The following is a 23,895-nucleotide window of genomic DNA, read 5'->3' on the forward strand; positions in this document are numbered from 1 at the left end:
TCTAGTTAGGTAATACCGATAGATTAATATCGCATACTTCATTTTCTGATTCGCTATAACTCCCTATGTTTCCAACAAAATCTTTACGGGCTTTTTTTCTTTCTGGTGTATTTCGTTGTTTATTTTCAATAAATCCATGAAGCTTGTCGCCAATTTCAATAAATTTTTTCATATCATCTCGTGAAGTTATTTCACCAACACAATAATGTGCCCTGCTCTGTTCCCTCACTACTTCAGTCACCGTTTCCTTATTCACAATCTTCTGCGTCGCTTCCATCTGCAACGCGAACGCATATTGTAAAAGCACCGCGCGGGTTTTCGCAGAATCCGGATATTCCTTAAAAATAACCAGCTCCACATCATCGCGAATGCCGTTTTGATTCGCGTCAATTCCCTCAATGGTTGAGTCATTGAGTTCTTGGTTAGGTTCCGGCGGGAGTTTTATCCCCATCACATCGTCAAGTGTAATTTTTTGCGCGTGTATGCGAAGTACGGCTTCTTCCGTTTTCTGTTTTTCAATTACAGCCGGTATGCGATAGATAACAAGACCGATAAAGAGAAGGAGGATTATACCCAAGGGGATGCGAACAATGCGCCAAAAAATTATCCAATGCTTATTCTCAAAAAATTTCTTCACGATATTTTTATTATATCAAAAAATTCCAACAATCAACTGTGGATAACTAATTTTTCCAATTTTTTTAAATCTTTTTTCTTTCTAATTTCTACCAAATATTGAGCTACTATTGTAATTCCACGATCGTGGAATTACAATAGTAAATTGTTTTTGAGCAATTTATGGATTTTGAAATAAAAATTTTAATTATCTTCGTCAATCTCTAGCGCTTTTGCGGAAAATCAGCAATTTGAATTCGGCAATCCGGCAAAATAATGCGGCAATTGCCGATTTAAATAAGGATAATGCGATAATTATAGAAATAATCCGGCAAATCTAAAATTGCCGGATTAAGGACAGGTTTGCCGCATTCCCGAGAATTAAAGATTAAGGTTTTATATTAAGGGTGCCTTGTTTCTCTTTGTTTACTGCGAAAATATGGATATAAGGCAATAAATTCAATTCTTTCAGGAAATGAAAAAATTCTTCCGGCAATTGGCTGTCCCCCGTCCAAACGCTTTTCTGAAGCAAGGAAAAATTGAAGTTAATAAGGGTATTTCTTAACCAATCCCTCTTTTTCTTTTGATTTTCCGGAATGTCAAAAACTATAATCTTCAAATAATCTTTTTTCTTTTCAATGGATTTTAGGGGAGACAAAAGTTTTTTATTTTTTAAAATTTTTAAACGCTCCAACCCTTTTGACGTCAATTTCCAAATCGTCTTTTTGTCCTCGCTTTTTTTCTTTTCAACAAATCCCTGCTTTTGGAGCTGATAAAGAAGGTTGTGGAATTTTTGGTGTTCTTCTTTTGAGCTTTGTGACCGGCCGGAATGCGAATATTGCCGGAGGTTTTTGTAAGAAGTGTGATAATCATTAAAAACAACATTCGTTGCTATCCATTTTAAATTCCTAAGAATTTCTAAAACTATTTCTGTTGACATATGTTTACTATTGTAATTCCACGATCGCAGAATTACAATAGTTGATGATTTGGCTGATTTATTGTAAAATAAAATGAATTTTATATGAGCTTTAATTTCAAATTAAAACAATTAATTGTCTTACTTGGCGATGTTTTTTTGTTCTACGGAGCGCTGATTTTGACTTTGTTAATCCGCTACGGCCAGCCGGCCTGGATAAATTCTTTCGGGGATCACTTAAGGCCATTTTCTTGGGTTTTGATTGTCTGGCTGTCAATTTTTTTTCTGACTGATTTATACCAGGTGAAAATTCTTAAAAACGACCGCAATCTGATCGGCAATCTTTTTCTGGCGGTAATTATCGCCACGGCGATTTCGGTAATACTTTTTTATTTGTTGGCTCCGGTTTCCAATTTAACCCCAAAAACTAACCTTTTGGTTTTCGGGGTTATCTTTGGGGTTCTAAGTTATCTTTGGCGATTACTGATAGCCAACGCCCTGCTCTTCGGCGGCTGGCGCTATCGCGTGCTGGTTATAGGAGATTCGCCGAGAATCCAGGAAACAGTCGCTTTTCTGAAATCCAACCCTCTCCTCGGGTATGATATCGTTTTACAACTCAAAAAAAATCAAGAAATCAACCAGCAAAATCTTTTGAAAATTATCAGCGAAAATAAAATTAACACTGTTGTTCTTCCACCTCAAATCAAAAAAGAATTTGCGGTTGTTAAATCAATTTACCGATTACTACCTCTTGAACTAACAATCACCGATTTCGTCAGTTTTTATGAAACAATCTTTGCAAAGATTCCTTTAGAAGAGCTGGAAGAGAGCTGGTTTATTGAAAAAATAATCACCAAGCGGCCTTTATTTGACGCTATTAAAAGATTATCCGATATAATTTTATCTCTTATTTCACTTATCGTTTTTTCGCCGATAATTTTATTGATTGCCGTTCTGACTAAAATCACTTCCAAAGGGCCGGTTATTTTCAAACAGCAAAGAACGGGGAAAAATGACAAAGTTTTCTGGCTTTATAAATTCAGAACTATGAGAGTTGAAATAAAGGGCCCGCTCTGGACAACGGAAAATGACAAACGCCTGACGCCGACGGGAAAAATCCTCCGCTTCAGCCATTTAGATGAGCTCCCCCAGCTCTGGAATATTCTCAAAGGCAATATCGCTTTTGTCGGGCCCAGAGCCGAAAGGATAGAACTGGTGGAACAATATAAAAAACTTCCCTATTATGAAATCCGACACATCATCAAGCCGGGATTCACCGGCTGGGCTCAAATCTCTTACCGCCCCAGCGCCTCCTTGGAAGAAGCGTTTGAAAAACTGAAGTATGACATTTACTATATTAAAAACCGCTCGCTGTTTTTGGATTTACTGATTATTTTCAAAACCATAAGATACGTTTTCACTAAAGTAAAATGATTTCCAAGTTAAAAACTTTTCTCTTCAAAAATATTTCTCCTCGCCAAACTATAACCAAAAATATTTTTTGGTTAAGCGCCAGCCAAATCGGAACCCGCATTTTTCGGGTAATTATAATAATTTACGCGGCGCGGATTTTAGGCGCCGCGGAATACGGCGTTTTTTCTTACGTCTTGGGTTTCGCCGGTTTTTTTGCCGCCTTTGCCGATATCGGCATCAATTCTTTGCTTACCAGAGACATTGCCGGCCATCCGGAACAAAGAAACAGCTATTTCTCCACCAGTTTCTGGATAAAAATGGTTTTGTTGTTCTTCACCGCTCTTTTGATCGCCCTCGTGGCTCCTCATTTCTCAAATATTAAAGAGGCTTCTTTTTTGATTCCTTTTGTGGCGCTAATGGTTATTTTTGACGGTATCGGAGAATTCGCCATCGCTTTTCTCCGCGGCATGGAAAAAATGCAATGGGAAGCTCTCATTTTGTCTGTTGAAAATATAGCCCTTATGGTAATAGGATTTATTTTCCTTGTCATTTCCCCCACTTCAAAATCGCTGACTTTTTCATATATCGCCAGTTCCGGTTTGGCGACGCTTTTGGCGATTTTCATTCTCAGAAATCAATTTTCTAAAATTTTCCGTTATTTTGACAAAAAATTGGCTTATAGAACCATTAAAGCGGCTCTGCCTATCGCCTTCTCAACGGCGATGGGAGTTTTTATGATCAACAACGATATGGTAATGCTCGGCTGGTGGCGAACGGCTACGGAAATCGGCTATTATTCGGTTGGCCAGCGCATTGTCCCCTTTCTTTATATCTTGTCTTCTCTTTTTGCCGGCGCAATTTTCCCCGTCCTCTCCCGCTTTGCCCAGCAAAATGAAAAAGAAAAAGAAAAAAATCTTAATGAAAAATCAATGGCCTCACTTTTTTTGGTAGCCATTCCCTTGGTAGTTGGAGGCATTATTTTAGCCGAACCAATCATTGGATTAACTTTTGGCCAGGTCTACTTGCCGGGAGTTCCCGCTTTTCGCGTCTTGCTCGCCACCCTGCTCTGGATATACCCCATCACTTTTCTTTCTTATTTGGTTTTGGCCCATAATCAGCAGAAAAAAATTGTTAAATACGCAATAATCTGTTCTTTGGCAAATGTGCTTTTTAACGTCCTTCTAATCCCTGTATGGGGAATTATCGGCGCCGCTATCGCCACTTTTGTCAGCCAAATTTTTTATGTCTTCCCAACGTGGAAATATATGAAAAAATTTAGCGACTTTAAAACTCTGCGTCATCTGAAAAAAATAATCGTGGGGGCGATTATTATGGGAGTAGTCAGCTTTATCCTTAATTACTTCAATGTAAACGTTATCTTGAATATCATTGTTTCCGCGGGGGTTTATTTCGGAGCGCTCTATTTATTCAAAGAAAAAGTTTTAGGAGAAGTTTTAATTTTATTTAAAAAATTTCAAGACGCGCCCTCGCAATCTAATAATTTAAATTAGATCAAGATTGATTCTTAAAATTACTAATGGCCTCAATAATTCTTTTGGCCGCTTTCCCATCGCCATAGGGATTTTGATCCTTTATCATCGCATTATAAGTGTTTTTATCATCCAACAAATTTAAAGTTTCATTAATAATCTTTTCCGAACTTGTTCCTACTAATTTAGATGTTCCCGCCTCAACTCCTTCCTGCCGTTCCGTGTTTTCCCGCATAACCAGCACAGGTTTCCCCAGAGATGGGGCTTCTTCCTGTATGCCTCCTGAATCCGTAAGAATAAAATAAGAAATGCCCATCAAAAAAATAAATTCATCATATTCCACCGGATTAATCAAATAAATATTAGGGCTATCTTTAAGCATTTCCCGCGCCAAATGCTGGACATTCGGATTGGGATGAACCGGATAAATAATAACCACATCTTCCCGCCTTTTAACAATTTCTTTTATGGCGGAAAAAATATTCCTTAGCCCTTCTCCGAAGCTTTCTCTGCGGTGGGCCGTTAATAAAATTATTTTTTTGTTTGTTTTTAAATCAATCTTATATTTATCTTTGAATATTTTTACGTAATTTTCCCGCATATTTTCTTCAGATTGCCTGTTTCTGACAAACAGCAAAGAATCAATTGCGGTGTTGCCCGTTAATATAATATTGCTTTTTGATATTCCTTCTTTTAAGAGATTATCCGCGTCTCGCTCTGTCGGCGTAAAATGAAGGTCGGCCAATCTTGAAATAAGCTGGCGGTTCATTTCTTCGGGGAAAGGACTGTATTTATTGTATGTTCTTAGCCCGGCTTCTATATGAGCTATGGGTATTTTGAAATGAAACCCAAGGAATGCGGCAAGAAACGCCGTTGAGGTATCCCCTTGGATAATCAGAAGGTCTGGTTTTTCTGTTTTTAAAATTCTTAAAAATTTAATTAATGAAAATCCGGTGTTGATTAGACTCATTGCTTTCTTGAATATATTGATATTTTTACCAAATAAGGCCTTATCATTAAGCGTAATTTTAAGATCATAATCGGGGGTTATTTTAAAAACCCTCAAAACCTGATTAAGCATTTCTTCATGTTGCCGAAAAACGCAAACTATACCATTTAAGGAAGGAGTGTTTTTTATTTCATTTATTAATGGGGCGAGTTTAATCGCTTCGGGGCGCGTTCCAAAAATTATAAGAATTTTTTTTGTTGGCATTTTTTTAAAATAAATTTTCAAATTTTCTCAAACAAATATCCTTGGTAAAATTAGCAAGAAGATATTTAAACCCATTATCACCGTATTCCCTTAGTTTATTCTTTTCCTGATAAATTTTCAAAACGATATCCAGGGCTTTTTTATCATCATCAGAAATTGCGCTAAAACCGCATTCGGCCTCTTTGACAATCCTATGAATGTCGCTTTCTTTGTGGACAAAAGCGATAACCGGGATGGCGGCGGCCATATACCCCAGAAGCTTTGCGGGAACCGCCGGCGTGGTATTTTTTGCGCTTAAACTTATCAGTCCCACATCCGAATCTTTCGCAAGCTCCGGATAATCCTCTTTGGAAACGAATGGTTGAAAAATGACATTATCAAGTTTGTAATTTTTTACTAATTCCAATAGTCGATTTTTATCCGAACCGTCGCCGACAAGAAGAAAACAGATCTCTTTATTATCTTTCAATTCCAGAGCCAAACGGACAATCAAATCAAGGCCCTGTGATGGGCCCAAAACGCCCGCAAAGAGAAAAATAAATTTATTTTCCAAACCGTATAATTTTCTGAATTTGCCGCTTTTTTTCGCATTTTCAAATGGCTTGGTATCTATCCAATGCGGAATAACAAACACTTTTTCATCAGAAATTCCCCTTTGTTCCTTCAAAAATTTTTTGTGCTCTTCGGAAGGCACCGCAATCGTATCGGCATTTTTATAGGCATCTCTTTCCATGCCCTCAAAAAATTTTATCAAGGGCTTATTTGTCAGAATGCCCAAATCAACCGCATTTTGAGGAAAAAAATCATGAAGATTCAAAATATACTTTGCCTTATAAATCTTTTTTATTTTGTGAGCGGTCATTGTCAAAGGCAAAGGCGGACTATGTAAAATGACAACATCAAGCTTATCCTTTATATTCTTTTTAATGGCGTGAAAAAAAATATACGGCATTGTCAATTGGGCTATGCCCCTTATGACAAAATTAGCCTTATGGTGCGGCAGGGTTTTTATTCTTAAAACCCTTATGCCGTTTTCATTTGAAATCTTCGGCCAAACAATGCTTTCGGAATCCGCCAAATTATATTTAGGATAAGAAGTGGCGACAAAAACATTATGCCCTTTATCGCGCAGCCCATCAGCTAAATCTTTCATCAATTGCGCAGCAGAACGAATTTCCGGCGGATAAGAATCCGTAATAATTAAAATATTTTTCATTGTTAAAATGGGTTAACGGCTATTTAAAATAATTTGAGAATCTTTCTTTGGCTCTTTCGTATTTATCGCCCCATCCTTTCATTACCCGAAGCTGTTCCTCAAGATCCAACATCAATTTTGCCGAAATGAGAATTGACTCTATGGAATCCCCCTCTTCGTTGTTCGCTATTTTTCTGCCTATTGTCCGGTACATATCCCTGTAGCTGTTCGTTTTGAAGATTCTCTTTTTTCTGATTATTTTATGATTATCTTCGGACTGGTATTTTATAGCATCTGTTATTCTCACGTTTCTTCCATAAACCTTTAGCTCCACGTGATCTCTCGGCCCTACTCTTGAGGTGCCTTTTTCACTGAAAGTCGTAGTGAAGGCCGCGCCGTTTTCAAGTTCTATCCATACTTCAATGGAATCATCCTGTAAGAGCTTGATATTGAAATTTTTCGGTTTGCTGAAATTATTAAGATGAAGAAAATGGTCAATCTGATGGCAACCGTTCGCAAGAAAAGTGCTTCTTGAAACCGGCCAGTTGTACCAAAAAAATTCGGGTTGAATTAATTCATAAACTATTGAATGATACGAAATCGGATCGCCATATTTTACGCCAAGGTCTTTAAGGGCCATTTTGTTAAATATTCCGTAACGCTTGTGAAACCCGACAAAAAAACGCCTGCCGACTCTTTTAAGGACTTCTTCCAACTCATTTAGTTCGTCATAGTCCATAACAATCGGTTTTTCTTCCATAACATACGCTCCCTGATTTAAGGCATGCGAAACTATTGGGAAATGAGTATGGTTGTAGCTGGCAACGAAATAAACATCATGTTTTTCATCTTTTCCCGGGAAAGGCGACGAGTCCCATTTTTGGACTCTCCGTTCTAAAAATATTTGCGTTGGGTCAATTTCGTGGACTGATTTTATGTCTACAAACGGCCTGGTGTAAGGAAGGATATTGATTTTTGCGTAATTACCATAACCGAACAAAACTCCGCTCTTTTTTTTGGAGTTTGTCTTTTTGATTTGGCCTTTCGTTTCTAACACTGGACTCGCGTCTCGCGCGTCAATTTTTTGAGATTCAAGCCATGTATTATTTTCAATCTCCTTTTTCAATCCATCCGCCAATCCCCTTTGTGTTTCCTCGGAAATTTCTATTCCCGAATAAATGCTCCACCCTTTGATATTTTTCCACCAAACATTTTGTGATTCATTTTTTTTAACCGGAGAATATAAAATTGTATCCGCCGGTATTTCGGGGATGCCTGATTTATCAATTTTAAAAATAAGTTCTTTAGGCAAGACAACCCGTTCCACAAGAGCCGGATGTAAAGGAGCTACGAAACCGACCAATTCTCCTTCGGGAAAACTTTGATTATCGGCGCTTTCAATAATTTTTCCAAAACCGCAGGAAATATATTTTTCATTGCGCCTGTCTTCTCTGATTCTGGACCAAATTTTTGTAAATAATCCCTGGGGACCGACAACGGGAAAATAATTAATCAGCAACCTTAAGCTCTTGGGTCTCGTGTGATAAACATTTTCAAGTTTTTCAAGATTTTTCCAAGTCAAAACTTGAATCCTGTACTCATTTTTGTTTCGGCAGTAATCCAAAAAACCGCCCAGCCATTTTTTCCCCGTAAGTATTCTCATAATGCTATTAAATCACAATTAACGAAAAAAGTTAATTAATTATTTTTATTTCTTTCTGCCGTATTTATCCTCAAATCTTATGATATCGTCTTCTTCTAAATAATCGCCGCTCTGAACTTCAATTATTTCCAAATTCTTGCCGGTCGGGTTTTCCAACCGGTGTTTGAAACCGATCGGAACATCAAAAGTTTGATGCGGATTCAAGTTAAAAATTTTTTCGTTTAAATTCACTTTCGCCTTTCCTTTCAAAACTACCCAGTGCTCCGCTCTTTTATGATGAAGCTGCAAACTTAATTTCTGTTTCGGCTTCACTAAAATATTTTTCACTTTAAAGCCATTCCCTTCTTCAATAACTCCAAAATACCCCCAGGGCCGATGGACTTTAGCTTGCAGCTCATTAACGCATTTTTTTAAAAGCCATGAGCTGGACTGGATTTTCCCGCCTGGCCCGACATTAAAAACCATTTTACAATTAATTTTTTCACAAACCGCCACTTCGGGAATATTCTTTTTGGTTCTGTCGCCGCCGTTGGCAAAAATATCAGGCCGGATTTTTTTTAATTCCCCGGAAACGCTCATATCAGCCGGATTTTTAGGATGACCGGTCAGAATCACTTTATCAACGACTGCCAGCGCTTTTAACAATTCCCTTCTCTCTTTCTGGGGCATAAAAACAAATCCCTTCTTCTTCATCAGCCAATTATCGTTATTCAAGATAACGACCAGTTTGTCGCCTAATTTTTTTGCCGTTTCAAAAAGCCGGATATGTCCGATATGGACCGGGTCAAACCCTCCGCTGACAGCGACAATCACCGGTTTTCTATTTTTTCCGGCATTTTTCATAAAGTTTATTTTCTGATTTATTTTTAATTTCATAAATCTTGGAGTCCACTAGAAAACGATACCAAAAAGCGTGCAAGAAATGGAATATCATACCTTCTTTGCCGTCAAGAAAACCGAGAAGGAAAAAATACCGATAAACAAAATAGAGAAACGGCCGGCAAAAAAGCGGCAGATTGTAATAAAAAACCCTCTTTTTTTTATCGCCATAATTCTCCTTAATCGCCTCTTTCGCTTCCCGCGAAGAATAATTATTATGTTTTTCAATCCACCAAGTTAAATCTTTTTTATTATCGTCAATGAAATCATTTTCCAATTTCCCGGCTTGACCGGCCGATAAAATAATGTGTTCGTCCATTTCTCTTTCTTCGGAGCGCGCTTTCCCGTTTTTAAAAAGCCGCAAAATCCAAGTCGGATAATAACCGCCGTGCTTTATCCAGCGGCCCATAAAATATACGCGCCGTTTTATGCAGTAGCCGTTTATATTATCGGATTCGTTTTTTAGTTTTTCAGTTATTTCAGCTTTCAATTCTTCGGTCAGATATTCATCGGCGTCTAAACGCAAAATCCAGTCGTTTTTTATTTTCAAATTATCCAGAGCCCAGTTGAATTGTTCGGCCTGATTAACAAAGGAATGTTTTACGATATTCAGAGTATATTTTTTGGCGATTTCCAAGGTTTTATCACTGCTGAAAGAATCAACAATAATAATTTCACTCGCCCAGCCGGCGATGCTTTTAAGGCAATTTTCAAGATTCAATTCCTCGTTATAGGTTAAAATAATTACCGAAATTGGAAGTTTCATAATTCATCTGGAAAATTTCTTTAATTCCCGAAAATTAACACTAATTAGCTTTTAAGAATTATACATCTTTGCCGTTAATGCCGTCAATTTTTTAAGTTTTCTGCATATTTATATACACTTCTTGCGACCGCAAGAAGTGTATATAAATATAAAACCGCGATCTTTTTTTCTATCTTAATAATTTATCTTAATTGCTGCTAACTATATCTTCTTCCGTGGCTTTAAAAAACCTTAAATATGGCAAAAGATTGGTATCGCTTAAATATTTTATGAATTCTTTGGGCAACGGCGCCGGACCAAGCCAAACGCTTTTTTGTAAAAGAATAAAACCCAAAAGCGTCAATTCTCCCCTCAACCAATTTCTCTGCTTTTTTCTTATTTCAGGAATATCAAAAATAACCACTAGCTCTTTCTTTTTGTTTTTAATTTTTAAATGTCCGAAGTGGGGAATTTTAGAAATTAATTTATTTTTTAAAAATTTCCTTCCTTGTTTAGTAATCGCCCAAATGCCATTTTTATTCTCTACTAAACCCCGTTTTTTAAGACGGGATAGAGTTATCCTCAAAGTTTGCTCTTTTAATTTTTGATAATCTATTCTTTTTAGTATAGGAACATCTTCCCAGCCCCTCATTCTTTTCCGTAACAATTTATAGCCGCCTGAATAATCGGTTAAAACAATAAGTAAATCATCTAATAAACTCATATTTATATTATTATATACATTTTAAACGATCGCAAGAGATGTATATAAAAACAATATTATTTCGTTTCATTTGTTTCGTCTGTTCCGCTGATATTTGATATATTTAAATTTTTCTGGCACGAATAATCAAATAGGCGCCGAAGAAGAATTATTTTTTCAAAAAATCTCATATTAATTAATAATTATCTTTTTATACTCCCCTATCATCTCATCAGCCACTTTGTCTATGTCGAATTTTTCTCTGATTAATCTTTGGGCGTTTTCTTTTATGTTTTGACGAAGCATTTTATTGTTTAAAAGATTATCTATTGCTTCTGCCAACTGAATAGGATTGCAAGGCGCAACAATGCCGGCGCGATTATTGCTTATTTCCCGATGTATTCCGACACCATCGCTTATAATCGTTGGCAAACCACAGGCCATCGCCTCAACCACGGCCATTCCGAAATTCTCGGAATAAGAAGGAAGAGCGAATATGTCGCTTCCGACATATGCTTCCAGCTTTTTCCTGCCGGTAAGCATGCCGGCAAACGTCAGTTTGTCCATGACTTTTTCGTCTTCAAACCATTTTTTGACTTTTGCTTTAAAACTTTCTTCGCCGTCTCCGACAATTAGAAGATGAACATCGTCTCTTTTTTGGACGACTAAGCCGTAGGCCTTTGCTAAGATATCCAAACCCTTTTTCCAGTTTAAACGGCTTAAAAACAAAATTACTTTTTTATTTTTCAATATCGGATAACTATTTACCAAATCGCTTTTTAAAGGCAAATTAACGAACTCGGACAAGTCAATTCCGTTGGGAACAACAAACGCTTTCTTGTTTTTTAATTTCAGGAATGAATTGGTTTTTTCAAATTCATCCCGCGCAGTGTAGTGGATAGATGCCGCGCTCTCCAAATCTTTTTTGGCAATCAATTCGTAATAAAGCCTTTTTTTCCAACCCTTTTTGTTGAAAGTGTAGGAATAAAGCGTTCCTCGGGGAGCAATAATATAAGGCTTCCCGTATTTTCGGCAATAATGAGCGGCGACGGCAGTCGGATAATTCCAAACCGCCGACAAATAAACGAGATCAAAATTATTTACATTTTTTTTCAAGGCCCGGGTTAAAGGCCGGGAAAATTGCCAGCCGTTCGGACCGACAAATTCAAAAATTTTGGAGAAATTGAAATAAATCACTTTCACGCCGTCAACGTTAATTTCCTGCCCTGTCGTAACCTTTCCGGCTAAACCGATATTAGTGGTGTAAACCGTCACGTCAGCGCCTTTTTTAACCAAGGCTTTATTTAAATTATGGACGGAAGCGATAGGACCGCCGAACTTAAAGGCCGGATAATACGAGGGTATGACGCAAAGAATTTTCATAAATTATTTAAATATTTTTTTACTCCTTCTTGAAAACTGATTTTCGGTTGCCATTTAAGAATTTTTCTCGCCCGAGAACAGTTCAGAGCAATCCGGTTAACTTCGCCTTTGCGGAAAGGAGCGTAAATCGGCGGTTTTTTAAATTTAAGTTCCCGGGCCAAAGTGTCAAAAACTTTTTGGTCGGCGGTTTCTTTGCCGCTACCGAGATTTAAAATCTCATTTTTCCCTTTTTTAAGCCCCAGAACATTCGCCTCAACAATGTCGCCGACATAGACATAATCGCGGGTTTTGCCGCCGTCGCCGAAAATCGTCGGCCGGATTCCTTTTTTCATCAATCCACTGAAAATAGCAACCACCCCGGCTTCTCCTTTCGGATTCTGCCGCGGCCCGTAAACGTTGCCGCAGCGCAAAATCAGATAATTGAAATTATGATTACGGGCGTAAAATTTCACTAATTTCTCTCCGGCTAATTTGGAAATCGGATAAGGTGATAGTGGGTCAACCGGAGATTTCTCGGTGGCTAATGGTTTTTTCTGTCTGCCGTAAACCGTGCCGCCGCTTGAAATAAAAATGAATTTTTTTATGCCGACTTTGGCTCCGGCCAATAAAACATTTGCCGTTCCCAAAATGTTTACCTGATACGTCAAAGTGGGATCTTTAAGAGATTTAATAACCTCGGCAACGGCCGCGTAATGATTAATGATTTGGGGTTTTTCTTTTTTAAAAATTTTTTCCAGCAACGGCAAATTTCTGATGTCGGCTTTGTAAAATTTCGCCCGCTTATTCAGATTTTTCTTGAAGCCCGTTGAAAAATTGTCTATAACGACAACTTTATAACCAAGGTCAATATACTTATCAACGATATGACTTCCTATGAATCCCGCACCACCGGTAAAAATAATTTTTTCGGAAAATTTTTTAACCATAATAATTTTCAAAAATTTTAAGAAGTATAATTATTACGATGATAAGCAATTTGTTTCTTGATGAAAGACCTGACTCCCATCAAGCAAGGAATTCTTTTTAAGAAAGGCTTAAGACGCTCAAAATTATTTAGATATCCTCTTTTTTTTATATTTGCTAATTTTTGCAGATGCCGCTCATAGGTCGTCGCGCGTCCCAAAAAACCCGAGGTGACAAGATCACGAAATTTATCCATATTTATTTTTTCGGAATCAGTGATAATTTTGTTTTTAAATGCCGTATCAATAAGTTCTATGGCGCAATCAGGCAAACGAAAAACCTCAAACAAGGAAGCGGCTTTTAAAATTCTGGTTTCGTCCCAGTCGGATAGTAATATTTTTTTATTTTCTATTTCAGCCACGGGGTCTCGAAAAAATATTGCCTGACCCAAAACAATTTGGCCATAGTGAGCCGTACCGCCGGCAAAAGGAGCCACGCTATCTATGCCAGGAAACGACTTTTTCGCATAGCGATACAGATTTAAATCGTATAACTTAAAACCAAGGGGTCTTAAAAATTGCTCTATCTCGCTAAATCCCCTGCCCTCCCCGCGCCAAGGCGCAAAAAGAACCTCACAACTGATTCCGAGAACTGACTTTTTAAGTTGATTAACAGACCCTTTAAGAATATCAAGATCGGCCCCTTCGGCATCAATCTTCATGAAATCAATATCAGGGATATTATAATCTTTAATAAAAGAATCAAAGTCGGTGGTATGAATAATTGACGTTTTTCTAATTTTAAGGTTTTCTTCATCCGGAAAACGGCTTACAATTTTTTGATCCGCAGGGTAAAGACCTGAAGCAGCCGACGCCTGATTGTGATAGAAAACATAAGAACCTTTATCTTTGTAAAGAGCAACCGGGTAAAACCTGGATTTTGACTCGGGATCTAAGGAGTTATTTAACCTTTCGCACTCCTCTGGATCCGGCTCAAAACCAACAAATCTAACCGCATTGCCGTAATTGGTCCAGTGGTGTTCAGGCCCACCGCGGCTACCGACATCAACGACAGCCAAGGAACGATTTTTTAAAATCTCATTTTTAACAAGATATTTAGTAAATCGAGGGTTAGGCGCGAATGATGAATAAAACATTTAATTTATAAATAAATTCGGCAGTCCACCGCTCTTATGAGCAATCGTATGCTTTCACTTTGTCAATAATATATTTTATTTGATCTTCGGTTAGGTCTCCATGAATAGGGAGAAGAATCACGTCTTCGTCGGCACGCGCGGTTACCGGGATATCATCGCGTTTCCCTCCGAACATCGGGTAAATATCATTTCTCCGATTATTGATTTTAACCATAATTTTATGGTCATGCATATGCTTCGCGAATGCAGAACGATCAACCACATGGACAGGAAAAATCTGATAATTCGGTTCTCGGTCGTTATAGTAAGTAAGTAACTTCACTTTCTTGCAATCCGCAAGTTCTTTTCTGTACCTTTCACCAATTTCCTTCCTTTTCTTAGCAGGCTCATCGAAATGATCCACTCCAGTACAAGCTAAAGTGGCGACGATGTCATTCATATTGTACTTGAAGCCCAGCTTTTCACCCTTGAAAGACGGCGGAAGCGGATCAATAAAATTTGGTTCTTTATCTTCTCGGTCTATGCCGTACCAAATGATTTTTTTTAGATCTTTATAATAATCTTCTCTCTCAGTGACAATAAGTCCACCATCCCCGGAATTAATGATTTTAACCACTTGGAAAGAAAAACAAACAATATTTCCCGTAGCTCCAATGTATTTCCCTTTGTATTTGCTTCCAAGCGCGTGAGCAGAATCTTCAATAAGTGGAAGGTTGTGTTTCTTGGCGATTGCTCTTATCTCATCCAGGTCGCATGGGTTTCCGCCGTAGTGTACGATTGAGATTGCTTTTGTTCTCTCTGTTATTCTCTCTTCTATGCTTTGCGGATCTATATTCAGGTCGTCATACCGAATATCAGCAAACACCGGCTTGGCTCCTTGTTCCAAAATAGCGGTGTTGGTAGCAATAAACGTGAAAGGAGTGGAAACTACCTCATCTCCGGGACCAACGCCAAGCATTGCCAGACTCGCTCGTAACGCGGATGTGCCGCTGTTCACCGCGACGCAATACGGAAACCCCCACCTTTTGCAGGCTTTCTCGCGCAATTCTTTCTCTCGGGGACCAGTGTTAATCCATTTAGAGCGTAGTGTTTCTCCTACTCTTTCAATAGCTTCCTCCGGAACAAAAGCTCCCCATGGCCGGATTTCATCTCCAATCTCATAATCTTTTTTTAGCATAAGTATATTTTATTTAATTATAATCAAGACTTTAACGAAAGCAACTTGCCGCTGGAAAGAAAAAATTCTTGAAGATACTCTTCCGAGGTCTTTAAAGGATATATCCCCCCAAGTTTTTCAACATTCATTTCATATATCTGCTTTTCGACCCCACTATCCGGCGGAACAATACTTCCAATATACTTTGTCATATTTTTTAATAGGAAGGTTCCACGCCCACCGACATTATAAATCTCATTTTTCGACAATCGCCCCAAAAGATACTGAACAATATTGGCAATCTCTTCAGTAGTCACCAACTGAATTTGAGAATCAAGCCCCACAAAAGGTTTCTTCCCGCAAAGAATATCAAAAATAGGGCCTTTTTTGAGTCCTGTCCCCAGAATTGCAGCTGAACGTAAAATCAAATAATTACTCTTACATCTTCGCACAATTAATTCTCCCAGATGTTTATGAAAACCATAGGGGGAAAGTTTTTGAGGATCTATAATCCTGTCCTCCTTCGTTGACCCCGGGTTTGAATAATCCTCATAAACATCCGGGGAAGAAATAAAGACGTACATTCCAAAACTAAAATCAAAAAGACTCTTGTAAACGGAGAATGTTGATTTCTCGAAATCCTCAAGTGGATGCTCATTAGCCCAAAATCTTTTACTGTTCCCGTTGGCATTGATAACAACATCATAATGCTTCCCTCGGAACGTATCATAATTCTCTCGGGTTATTCCATCTACTTTATAATTTTTTTGCAAAAACCGGACCAAATCCAACCCCAGCAGGCCCATGCCCCCGATAACTCCTATCGTTTTTTTTTGATCAATACGAACGGACATACTTAAATTATGCTTTTGTAATAATGGATCGTATTTTTAATGCCTTCTTCAAGAGAGGTAAATTTAAAATCCGGGTATTTTTCACGGAATTTTCTGTCATCCAGTATCTTGAAAGGAGCACCATCGGCGTATTTAGTATTAAAAGAAAACTCAACATTGTAGTTTAGAATTTCCGCGGCTATCTTTGCTATCTCCGCTATGGAGTATGCTTTGTTTTGAGCAAAGTTGATCGGGTAAACCTGTTCTTCTATTTCGTTGATTGATTTAACCAATATCTTGGCCACGTCCTTTATGTAAACCCATTCCCTGGTTGGTTTGCCGGACCCCCAAATTTCAAATTGTTTTTCTTGGGTTCTTTGAGCCTTAATCATTCTTATTATTATTCCGTTTAAAGCGTGAACTTTATTCGGATCAGTATAGTCACCGGGGCCATAAGCATTGGCAATCAGCCAATTTACTGTTTTTACGCCATACTGCTTGCGATAACATTCAGATACAGCATAAATCATTCTGCGAACCGAAGCATAGGCCAACACCGAATCATGCACTGGCCCTTTTTCCCAATCGGGCTCGTAATGGGTATTAGCTTCGCCGGAATAAGAGCAATTAGAGATTGGGTTAATTATTTTTGCTAGAGGGCAGACCGCTGTCACCCCTTTATAGATGTTCAACACTATACGCATATTATCGTCTATCACGTCACCCGCGTATTGAGCCACATAATGAATACCACCGACATGAGCGGCGCAATTAATAATTGTGTCGGGATTTATTTCTTTTAATCTTCTTGAAAAATCCTCCAAAATCCGAATATCCGTACCCTCGTGGCGAGACAAAGAGAAAACTTCATAATTTTCTTCTTTAAGAGCTTCCACCACGTGCTGGCCAAGAAATCCATTTCCACCCAAAATTAGTATTTTTCGCATATACCTAAATTATACCTGATTATCCATTAGCTTTAAAACGCCCTTCCGAATCCAAAAAATTTTCCTGAGTGAATACAAAAGATTTTCCTACGTTAGTTTTCGTAAATTTTCTTACGACGAAATCAAAACAACGGCCTAGAGTCATCGAAACCGAATAAATCACCGCCATCGTGATTTCAAAAAACGAGAGTTCGCCGAAAAAATCATAAATCAGTTTCTTGCTTTCTTTTATATTTAAAAAAGACAAACGAAAACCGCATTGAAAAAAACCGATAAATGACGCTGATAATACTTGAGCTCCCATAAAAATCTTCATTTTCGGATAAAATCTTGGCCATTTAAGCTTATAAATATATTTGTATATAAGAAAATAGTAATAAGATTTTTTAAAAACTTCAGATAATGAATTTTGTTTAAGAGGGATATAGCTATTATCCGAGTGCGCGATTTTTATATAATTTAACGAATTATCAAAAATAAAACTTTTATATCGGGTAAGAACTTCCGTAAACAATACTGAATCGATACCGAACGCCCTCCTGAAAAACTCTCTTAATTCTTCCGGAACGGATTTAGATGGATTATGATAATAATTTTCAACAAAATACTCCATGGCGCTCACGAAATCCTTACTCCTCACTAACGCAAACCCACTTATGTAAAGATGCGTCGGTCGGTATATGCGTCTTATAAACCATTCGGCCGAGCGCGTTCCCGGAGAAAAATGTTCTCGGCAGTCAAATGTAAAGATGCCATTATCGCCATGTTCAAACAAAGCTGTTAAATCCGGCACCACGCCGGCGATGTCAGGATGTCTCAAAAAGGCACGCACTCCATTTTCTATATAATCCCTCGCAAGCCAATCATCTGCTCCCATCATCATGGCAAAATCTCCCTTCGCAAGCTTGGACATTTTCAAAAATCCCTCCGCGACGAATCCCTTACTATTTAAAACATTAGCTCTTTTGTCGTTTCTGAAATATTTTACTCTGGAATCTCGCGCCATATATTCCCTTACCACTCTCTCGCTGTCATCGGTACTCGCGTCATCAACTATCACTATTTCTATATTTTTATATGTTTGATTCAAACAACTTTCAATAACCCTGTGGATATATCTTCCTGCGTTAAAAAATGTCGTACAGATACTCACCAGTGGATTTTTATCTGATGCGCTTTTATCCATACGTAAAATTTTAGCAAGGCTACCTCACAAAATCAACGCTGTAGCAAGCACGGCCGCGGCCCGCCATACGCCGTCAATATCAATACACTTGCAGAAAACGCCACTTTAATTATACTAATTAAGTAGTAATTAAAAATGGTGCATAATTATAAACATATGAAGATACTCATTACCGGAGGCGCGGGATTCGTTGGGTCAACATTAGTTCCACTACTCCTTAAGGAGGGTCTTGATGTCACGGTGGTTGATAATTTGATGTATCACCAAGACAGCCTTCTTGGGAACGCAATGTTTAAAAATTTTCATTTCATTCTTGGCGACGTGCGGGATGAAATAGTGATGAAACCGGCTATCCGCAACGCCGATGTTATAATTCATCTCGCCGCCATTGTGGGAGAGCCGGCTTGTCGCATGCGTCCCGACCTCGCAAAAAGCGTGAATCTCCAGGCAAGTAAAATTATCAATAAACTCCGAAGTAAAAATCAAACTCTTATCTTTGCCTCAACGGGCAGTAATTACGGTAAAGTGAGAACCATCTGTACCGAGAAAACGCCGCTCAACCCGTTATCTCTTTACGGAGTTACAAAAACCGAGTCGGAAAAAATTTTTCTCACGAAGGGCAATTGTATTATTTATCGGTTCGCGACGGGGTTCGGCATCTCGCCGCGCCTCCGCCTTGATTTACTACCGAACGATTTCACTTATAAGGCGGTTCATGAACGAAACCTTATTGTGTACCAGAAAGATTATCGGCGAACCTTTATTCATGTCAAAGATATGGCGAAGGCGTTCGCGTTCGCACTCGCGCACATCCCGCAGATGAAAAACGATGTTTTTAATGTCGGGCACGAATCAATGAACCTCACGAAAGAAAATATCGCCAAAAAAATCAAGGAGAAAATCGATTTTTATCTCTACTTCGCGCCAATCGGCCACGACCCTGATTTTCGCAACTATGAAGTTTCATATAAAAAAATTCGTAAAATTGGTTTTACTACCGATATTTCAATAGACGAAGGCCTAGAAGAGCTCATCAAGGCGTTTAAGATGATACTGGTAGTTAGCCCGCACTCAAACTTAAATTGATTCAGCTTCGGCTGTATGCTTTAAACCACTATCGCAACTGTGATAAGCAAAAAGGAACACGGTGATAAATACCGTGTTCCTTTTTGTATTTACAAAAATTACCCAGCGGACAACAGCTAAACGCAACCACAACTGGACTTGACTTATTTTGAAATACAGTTTAAAATAAAAAAAGCATGGATAATGGATTATAAGTGTTTCCATATCCGATTGACAAATTAATAATTAAATAACGAAAGGGGGGTTTTAATGAAAATTCTTTTTGTTGAGAAGAAGCTTCGCATGGATAAACTGGGTATCTGCTATCTTAGCGCTGTGCTTAAAAAAGCCGGGCATGAAGTAGATTTAGTGCAAGACGAAGAAGAAAACGCGGATAAATATCTTGCCGCAAACCCAGTCGATTTCGTAATGTATTCCGTAACGAGCGACGAGGCGGATTGGTTTGCCAAGCGCAACCAAGAGCTCAAAACTAAACACCATCGATTTATTTCTGTGGTTGGGGGGTCAGACCCCACTTTTATGCCCTCCCGATGGACGCAAGACCCAGCAATTGATTATGTGGTCCAAGGGCCGGGAGAAAGTGTGATTTTGAGTATCGTAAATGGTTTAGCGCCACGACTGTCGCGAGGCGAACTGCTCGGCCGATTTGAATATTCCTCGCCAGACCGAAGTATCATCTATAAGTATGATGAGCTCGGGAAAGCAAGGATGAAACGATTTATCGCCTGCCGCTACTGCCTTTTTTCCTGTACCCACTGTTTTAACCACGCCTTCAAAAAGATGTACTTGGACCAAAAGTCGTTTTTTACTTATCGTCCCTCGCCGGAAATAATGATTCAGGAAGTCATCGCGGTGAAAAATGAATATGGGCTTGAATTGGCCTATTTCAACGACGACGACTTAGCGGATAATCCGGACTGGCTTGAAAAATTCTGCAAACTTTTGTTAGCCAACGACATTCCGAGTTTTTGTGGTTCTATCCGTGCGAATAGTGTGGACGAAAAAACGGTGATAATGATGGCCAGAAGCGGATGTAAGCTTCTTAATGTCTCCATCGAATCCGCTAACGCGGAAACGCAGAAACTTTTGCGGCGCGGAGGAGTAACTAATGACGATGTTTATAAGGCCGTGCGCTGGTGCGAGGAAGCAGGAATCAAGGTCCGTACTCAAAATATGATTGGCCTTCCCGTTGAGGATCCGCTTGCTGATGCTCTGGAAACATTCGAATTCAACAAGAGATGCCACCCACTGGAATCTGTCGTGACCATTTATCAACCACTTCCCGGTACCGAGCTTTGGTCTTATTGCATCAAAAAGGGCTTGATTGACGGCAACGTGCAACCGACTAACTTCCAAGACAAAACAGTACTTAAGATTAAAGACACAGAAAAAATCAATCGGTTAGCGAGATATTGGTACTGGGCAATCAAGAAGGAATGGTCTGTAGAATTCCTGAAAGAACAATTAAATAACCCCATCCCTGACGAGGTATTAAAGGAGATGACGCAAACCCGTTGGGCAACATCAAAAAAAGAACTTTATGGGCTATAAAAAGGCCGATAAAGCAATAAATAAAACACCAGGATTCATTCCTGGTGTTTTTTATTTCCTTATTATTGTTTAGCTCATTTTTTTACCGCAATCACGCCAATTGAAAGATAGGGATATTTAATAATCTTTCCACCAAATAAATCTAAAAACGAAGATAATCTTAAAGGCAAAACAATCAACCAAGCCAATTTTGGATTTATTTTAGACGCTAAAAAACGTTCTAGATTAATCAGTTGTTGGGAAAAATAACCACTAATGTATTCTAGTGTTTCAATTTCAAAACCGGATTTTTTTAATAAATCTGCCATTTCTTCGTGAGTATATCCGTATCTGACATGGCCTCCATCCTCGTAAGTTGATACTTTATCCTTGTCCTCGCCATAAAGTGGTCTGTAATATTTATACGGAGTGGTTAAAAATAATTTTCCTCCTGATTTCAGCAGCGAAAAAAAATCTTTAACAAGTTTTTTATCGTTTAAAATATGCTCAATCGTTTCAAAACAAATAATTTGGTCAAATTTTCCCAAAACTTCAGACATTTCGTCTAATTTTCTTAAATCCCCGTCAATAAAATTAACATTGGGAATGTTTAAAATTTTTGCCCTTTCAGCCGCGACTTTATTATTTCTTTTATCGAAAGAAATTCCTACGGCTTCATTGCCGATTTTTGCCGCGTACATTGTAAAAGCCCCCGAACCACAGCCGGCATCTAAGGTGCGTAAAGGACCAGATAGGAGATTTTTTTTAAGCCATCTGTACCTATCAAAAACAGCCGCATCCCCATGCAAAATCGTCGCTGGATAACCGATTAATTTTACCAAAATATTAATCATAATTTTTTAGCCATGATGCTTTTCTAAAATTTTTTGATAGGCTGAGATCATTTTATTTCCGTAATCATCCCAGGTGAAACCGCTCTTAACCCTTTGTTTAGCCGACTCCCCCATTTTCCGGCAAATCTCCGGATTATTATAAAGATAATAAATCTTTTCTTTCAGTGCTTCAACGTCGCGGATAGGGATCACAAAACCGTCAATTCCATTGCGGATAATATCTTCGCCGCCAGTATTAACGGTGCAAATTACCGGCAAACCACAAGCCATCGCTTGGGGCTGAACCAAAGCTAAGCCCTCCTCGATGGAAGCTATCACGAAAACCGAGCCCTGAGAATAATACTTGTAAAGCTCCTTCTGGGGCATATGACCAAGCCATTTAAATTTACCTTCGTATTTTTTAAAAAACGGTTTAATCTCATCGTTGATTGACCCGATAAGTGTTAATTCTGACTTTGGTAGATTTAATTCGGAAAACGCCTGAAGTAAATAATGGACACCTTTTCGCAAGCTTATTCCGCCGACAAATACAACGCGGAAAATATTGTCATTTTTAGGAACTTGTCTAAAAGCGGATAAGTCAACCCCGTAAGGAACCTGGATAATCTTGTTTTCCGGAACGCCTTTTTCCAGAAAAGTTCTTTTGGCGTAAGAAGAAGGAACGGAAATATAATCGGCCTCTTCGTATTCTTTCAGTTCTTTTTTGATAACTTCCGGGTGGGGCAATAAGAACGTTCTCATTTTTATGCCGAATTTTTCGTATTCTTCTTTAAGAAGATCATTTTGATAAATAATATGAGAACTGCCGCGTTCGGTAACGGTGATAGCACCCATTTGTTTCGCTTTTCTTAAAGTATGAAGGAATGTTGAGGAAATACCGATCACTATATCGGATTTCTTCAGAGAACGGGAAGCTAGCTTATCAAAAATTTCAGAAATTAAATAATGCGGATTATAAACATTTTGTAAAAACTGCGGCAAATTCTGAAAGCCCCGAAACATAATTTCTTTGATTAAAATAGAACTGACTTTCCCAGGGGGAATGCCATATTTTTTAGTTTCAAATTTTGGGTAAGAAGTTATGAGCTGAGATAAATAATCTCGTTTCAATAGTTGCTGAGCTAAATTAAAAAGATGAAATCTTCCCGGAACCGAAATCGCGATTTTCATAGGGATTTTTTTGCTATACCGATTAAGGTGCTTGCATGTTTTAAGGCAAAATTGAATGGCACGCCAGAGGAAGGTATTATTTGAAAAAAATAATAGATAATTCTTCTAAGGGCATTGATTATAAAATTTTTATTGTCAATCAAAAAATATCCCAAAATATTATGAGGAAGAATTTTTATATCTTCAGCTCCACATTCTTTGAATTCTTTCGTAATAAGAGAAGGGTTGTAGTCAATTTCCGGAATATTATAGCCACCTAATTTGAATTGTCTCATCTTTTGTCGCAAAGGATGGATTCCGCTTGGCACAATTGAAATTATATAACCTCCCGGCTTTGACAAATCAAACATTTTCTTAAGAAACATCAGCCTTTCTGATTCATCTAAAAAATGTTCCAACACCCCGACATGGAAAACAACGTCAAATTTTAAACCGCCTGATGGTTTATAATTTAAAAAATCTTCGCAAATCAAAGTTATGTTCAAATCCTCCTTGCGTATAGCCGATGCTTCTTGGATGTAATTCCCGGCTCTTTTTAAAACCTCTTCTGAACAATCAAGCCCGACGCATTTCCAGCCATTTAAAGCGAACATCATGAGTTGTCCCCCTCCACCGCAACCGACTTCAAAAATATTTAAATCATTCCGGAAAAAAGGATTCAATTTTATCTCTCTGAATATCCTTCTCCAAACTCTGGAGAAGTTTCTTACTTTTCTGTAATCCCCTTTTTTTGATATATGCTGCTCGTAACCTTTCTCTTTCAGGAATTCGCACCATGCGGCGCTTATTGGTTTTTTATTTTCGTCTTGCATAATTACTATTCTAGAAATAGCGCCTTGGGCAAAAAATATTTAAA

Annotated in this window: 22 protein-coding genes; 4 read left to right on the forward strand and 18 right to left on the reverse strand. The window is 38.3% G+C overall.

The features are described from left to right. Window position 1: 1 nt before the first annotated feature. Together Q8N22_01085 and Q8N22_01090 are read right to left on the reverse strand one after the other, a co-directional pair. On the reverse strand, window positions 2-637 hold the full coding sequence (locus Q8N22_01085; protein MDP3052532.1) for a hypothetical protein: 636 nt from the start codon (window positions 635-637) through the stop codon (window positions 2-4). Window positions 638-1,003: 366 nt separating this feature from the next. Continuing rightward, entirely contained in the window at window positions 1,004-1,555 is a 552-nt protein-coding gene (locus Q8N22_01090; GenBank protein MDP3052533.1) for a hypothetical protein, read from the reverse strand. A gap of 84 nt (window positions 1,556-1,639) precedes the next feature. Here Q8N22_01090 and Q8N22_01095 point away from each other — a divergent pair, with 84 nt between their 5' ends. Together Q8N22_01095 and Q8N22_01100 are read left to right on the forward strand one after the other, a co-directional pair. Further along, window positions 1,640-2,968, forward strand: a complete 1,329-nt coding sequence (locus Q8N22_01095) for a sugar transferase (GenBank protein MDP3052534.1) — start codon at window positions 1,640-1,642, stop codon at window positions 2,966-2,968. Further along, window positions 2,965-4,458 carry a flippase gene (locus Q8N22_01100; protein ID MDP3052535.1) on the forward strand — a complete coding sequence of 498 codons (1,494 nt, stop codon included), beginning with the start codon at window positions 2,965-2,967 and terminating at the stop codon, window positions 4,456-4,458. Before Q8N22_01095 ends, Q8N22_01100 begins: the two co-directional genes overlap by 4 nt. Before the next feature lies 1 nt (window position 4,459). Here the strand turns inward: Q8N22_01100 and wecB are convergent, their stop codons facing one another. The 13 genes from wecB to Q8N22_01165 form a co-directional block, all read right to left on the reverse strand. Continuing rightward, window positions 4,460-5,650 (reverse strand): UDP-N-acetylglucosamine 2-epimerase (non-hydrolyzing), encoded by a 1,191-nt coding sequence (gene wecB, locus Q8N22_01105; protein MDP3052536.1) that lies wholly within the window; start codon window positions 5,648-5,650, stop codon window positions 4,460-4,462. A gap of 4 nt (window positions 5,651-5,654) precedes the next feature. Next, window positions 5,655-6,866, reverse strand: coding sequence for a glycosyltransferase family 4 protein (locus tag Q8N22_01110; protein MDP3052537.1), 1,212 nt, complete (start codon window positions 6,864-6,866; stop codon window positions 5,655-5,657). Between the two features lie 19 nt (window positions 6,867-6,885). Then, window positions 6,886-8,508: a Gfo/Idh/MocA family oxidoreductase gene (locus tag Q8N22_01115; protein MDP3052538.1), complete on the reverse strand. Its 1,623-nt coding sequence runs from the start codon at window positions 8,506-8,508 to the stop codon at window positions 6,886-6,888. A gap of 45 nt (window positions 8,509-8,553) precedes the next feature. Next, the gene (locus Q8N22_01120) at window positions 8,554-9,384 is read right to left on the reverse strand and encodes an adenylyltransferase/cytidyltransferase family protein (protein MDP3052539.1); all 831 of its coding nucleotides are present in this window, start codon (window positions 9,382-9,384) and stop codon (window positions 8,554-8,556) included. After that, window positions 9,329-10,153, reverse strand: a complete 825-nt coding sequence (locus Q8N22_01125) for a glycosyltransferase family 2 protein (protein MDP3052540.1) — start codon at window positions 10,151-10,153, stop codon at window positions 9,329-9,331. The genes Q8N22_01120 and Q8N22_01125 overlap by 56 nt, the downstream gene beginning before the upstream one ends. A 187-nt stretch (window positions 10,154-10,340) precedes the next feature. Next, window positions 10,341-10,856, reverse strand: a complete 516-nt coding sequence (locus Q8N22_01130; GenBank protein MDP3052541.1) for a hypothetical protein — start codon at window positions 10,854-10,856, stop codon at window positions 10,341-10,343. A 171-nt stretch (window positions 10,857-11,027) separates the two neighbouring features. Beyond that, window positions 11,028-12,218 carry a glycosyltransferase gene (locus Q8N22_01135; GenBank protein ID MDP3052542.1) on the reverse strand — a complete coding sequence of 397 codons (1,191 nt, stop codon included), beginning with the start codon at window positions 12,216-12,218 and terminating at the stop codon, window positions 11,028-11,030. Beyond that, window positions 12,215-13,144, reverse strand: a complete 930-nt coding sequence (locus tag Q8N22_01140; protein MDP3052543.1) for an NAD-dependent epimerase/dehydratase family protein — start codon at window positions 13,142-13,144, stop codon at window positions 12,215-12,217. The genes Q8N22_01135 and Q8N22_01140 overlap by 4 nt, the downstream gene beginning before the upstream one ends. Before the next feature lie 17 nt (window positions 13,145-13,161). Continuing rightward, on the reverse strand, window positions 13,162-14,277 hold the full coding sequence (locus tag Q8N22_01145) for an FkbM family methyltransferase (protein MDP3052544.1): 1,116 nt from the start codon (window positions 14,275-14,277) through the stop codon (window positions 13,162-13,164). 34 nt (window positions 14,278-14,311) lie between these two features. Further along, window positions 14,312-15,454: a DegT/DnrJ/EryC1/StrS family aminotransferase gene (locus Q8N22_01150; protein MDP3052545.1), complete on the reverse strand. Its 1,143-nt coding sequence runs from the start codon at window positions 15,452-15,454 to the stop codon at window positions 14,312-14,314. A 23-nt stretch (window positions 15,455-15,477) separates the two neighbouring features. Next, a complete protein-coding gene (locus Q8N22_01155) occupies window positions 15,478-16,287 on the reverse strand; it encodes an NAD-dependent epimerase/dehydratase family protein (GenBank protein ID MDP3052546.1) in 810 nt (269 codons plus the stop codon). Window positions 16,288-16,289: 2 nt separating this feature from the next. Next, window positions 16,290-17,213, reverse strand: coding sequence for an NAD-dependent epimerase/dehydratase family protein (locus tag Q8N22_01160; GenBank protein MDP3052547.1), 924 nt, complete (start codon window positions 17,211-17,213; stop codon window positions 16,290-16,292). A 19-nt stretch (window positions 17,214-17,232) separates the two neighbouring features. After that, complete coding sequence (locus Q8N22_01165; protein ID MDP3052548.1) at window positions 17,233-18,399, reverse strand: glycosyltransferase family 2 protein; 1,167 nt, start codon at window positions 18,397-18,399, stop codon at window positions 17,233-17,235. A 156-nt stretch (window positions 18,400-18,555) separates the two neighbouring features. On the opposite strand from Q8N22_01165, the gene Q8N22_01170 reads away from it, so the two are divergent. Together Q8N22_01170 and Q8N22_01175 are read left to right on the forward strand one after the other, a co-directional pair. Beyond that, entirely contained in the window at window positions 18,556-19,485 is a 930-nt protein-coding gene (locus tag Q8N22_01170) for an NAD-dependent epimerase/dehydratase (GenBank protein ID MDP3052549.1), read from the forward strand. Window positions 19,486-19,734: 249 nt separating this feature from the next. Then, window positions 19,735-21,036, forward strand: a complete 1,302-nt coding sequence (locus Q8N22_01175; protein ID MDP3052550.1) for a cobalamin-dependent protein — start codon at window positions 19,735-19,737, stop codon at window positions 21,034-21,036. Between the two features lie 74 nt (window positions 21,037-21,110). Here the strand turns inward: Q8N22_01175 and Q8N22_01180 are convergent, their stop codons facing one another. From Q8N22_01180 to Q8N22_01190, 3 genes are read right to left on the reverse strand one after another with little or no spacing between them, the layout of a single operon-like run. Continuing rightward, window positions 21,111-21,869 carry a class I SAM-dependent methyltransferase gene (locus Q8N22_01180; GenBank protein ID MDP3052551.1) on the reverse strand — a complete coding sequence of 253 codons (759 nt, stop codon included), beginning with the start codon at window positions 21,867-21,869 and terminating at the stop codon, window positions 21,111-21,113. A gap of 6 nt (window positions 21,870-21,875) precedes the next feature. Continuing rightward, on the reverse strand, window positions 21,876-23,039 hold the full coding sequence (locus tag Q8N22_01185) for a glycosyltransferase family 4 protein (protein ID MDP3052552.1): 1,164 nt from the start codon (window positions 23,037-23,039) through the stop codon (window positions 21,876-21,878). After that, window positions 23,036-23,851, reverse strand: a complete 816-nt coding sequence (locus Q8N22_01190; protein ID MDP3052553.1) for a class I SAM-dependent methyltransferase — start codon at window positions 23,849-23,851, stop codon at window positions 23,036-23,038. The genes Q8N22_01185 and Q8N22_01190 overlap by 4 nt, the downstream gene beginning before the upstream one ends. Window positions 23,852-23,895 lie beyond the last annotated feature (44 nt).

The sequence above is a fragment of the bacterium genome, from assembly GCA_030693325.1.
GTDB lineage: Bacteria > Patescibacteriota > Minisyncoccia > UBA6257 > MFKM01 > MFKM01.

Coding starts and splice junctions, on each gene's coding strand:
- Q8N22_01145 (MDP3052544.1), bottom strand. CDS start 14,277: ATGTTTTATTCATCATTCGCGCCTAACCCTCGATTTACTAAATATCTT.
- Q8N22_01165 (MDP3052548.1), bottom strand. CDS start 18,399: ATGGATAAAAGCGCATCAGATAAAAATCCACTGGTGAGTATCTGTACG.
- Q8N22_01180 (MDP3052551.1), bottom strand. CDS start 21,869: ATGATTAATATTTTGGTAAAATTAATCGGTTATCCAGCGACGATTTTG.
- Q8N22_01160 (MDP3052547.1), bottom strand. CDS start 17,213: ATGCGAAAAATACTAATTTTGGGTGGAAATGGATTTCTTGGCCAGCAC.
- Q8N22_01115 (MDP3052538.1), bottom strand. CDS start 8,508: ATGAGAATACTTACGGGGAAAAAATGGCTGGGCGGTTTTTTGGATTAC.
- Q8N22_01150 (MDP3052545.1), bottom strand. CDS start 15,454: ATGCTAAAAAAAGATTATGAGATTGGAGATGAAATCCGGCCATGGGGA.
- Q8N22_01185 (MDP3052552.1), bottom strand. CDS start 23,039: ATGAAAATCGCGATTTCGGTTCCGGGAAGATTTCATCTTTTTAATTTA.
- Q8N22_01095 (MDP3052534.1), top strand. CDS start 1,640: ATGAGCTTTAATTTCAAATTAAAACAATTAATTGTCTTACTTGGCGAT.
- Q8N22_01100 (MDP3052535.1), top strand. CDS start 2,965: ATGATTTCCAAGTTAAAAACTTTTCTCTTCAAAAATATTTCTCCTCGC.
- Q8N22_01110 (MDP3052537.1), bottom strand. CDS start 6,866: ATGAAAAATATTTTAATTATTACGGATTCTTATCCGCCGGAAATTCGT.
- Q8N22_01130 (MDP3052541.1), bottom strand. CDS start 10,856: ATGAGTTTATTAGATGATTTACTTATTGTTTTAACCGATTATTCAGGC.
- Q8N22_01190 (MDP3052553.1), bottom strand. CDS start 23,851: ATGCAAGACGAAAATAAAAAACCAATAAGCGCCGCATGGTGCGAATTC.
- Q8N22_01090 (MDP3052533.1), bottom strand. CDS start 1,555: ATGTCAACAGAAATAGTTTTAGAAATTCTTAGGAATTTAAAATGGATA.
- Q8N22_01155 (MDP3052546.1), bottom strand. CDS start 16,287: ATGTCCGTTCGTATTGATCAAAAAAAAACGATAGGAGTTATCGGGGGC.
- Q8N22_01135 (MDP3052542.1), bottom strand. CDS start 12,218: ATGAAAATTCTTTGCGTCATACCCTCGTATTATCCGGCCTTTAAGTTC.
- Q8N22_01140 (MDP3052543.1), bottom strand. CDS start 13,144: ATGGTTAAAAAATTTTCCGAAAAAATTATTTTTACCGGTGGTGCGGGA.
- wecB (MDP3052536.1), bottom strand. CDS start 5,650: ATGCCAACAAAAAAAATTCTTATAATTTTTGGAACGCGCCCCGAAGCG.
- Q8N22_01170 (MDP3052549.1), top strand. CDS start 18,556: ATGAAGATACTCATTACCGGAGGCGCGGGATTCGTTGGGTCAACATTA.
- Q8N22_01175 (MDP3052550.1), top strand. CDS start 19,735: ATGAAAATTCTTTTTGTTGAGAAGAAGCTTCGCATGGATAAACTGGGT.
- Q8N22_01120 (MDP3052539.1), bottom strand. CDS start 9,384: ATGAAATTAAAAATAAATCAGAAAATAAACTTTATGAAAAATGCCGGA.
- Q8N22_01125 (MDP3052540.1), bottom strand. CDS start 10,153: ATGAAACTTCCAATTTCGGTAATTATTTTAACCTATAACGAGGAATTG.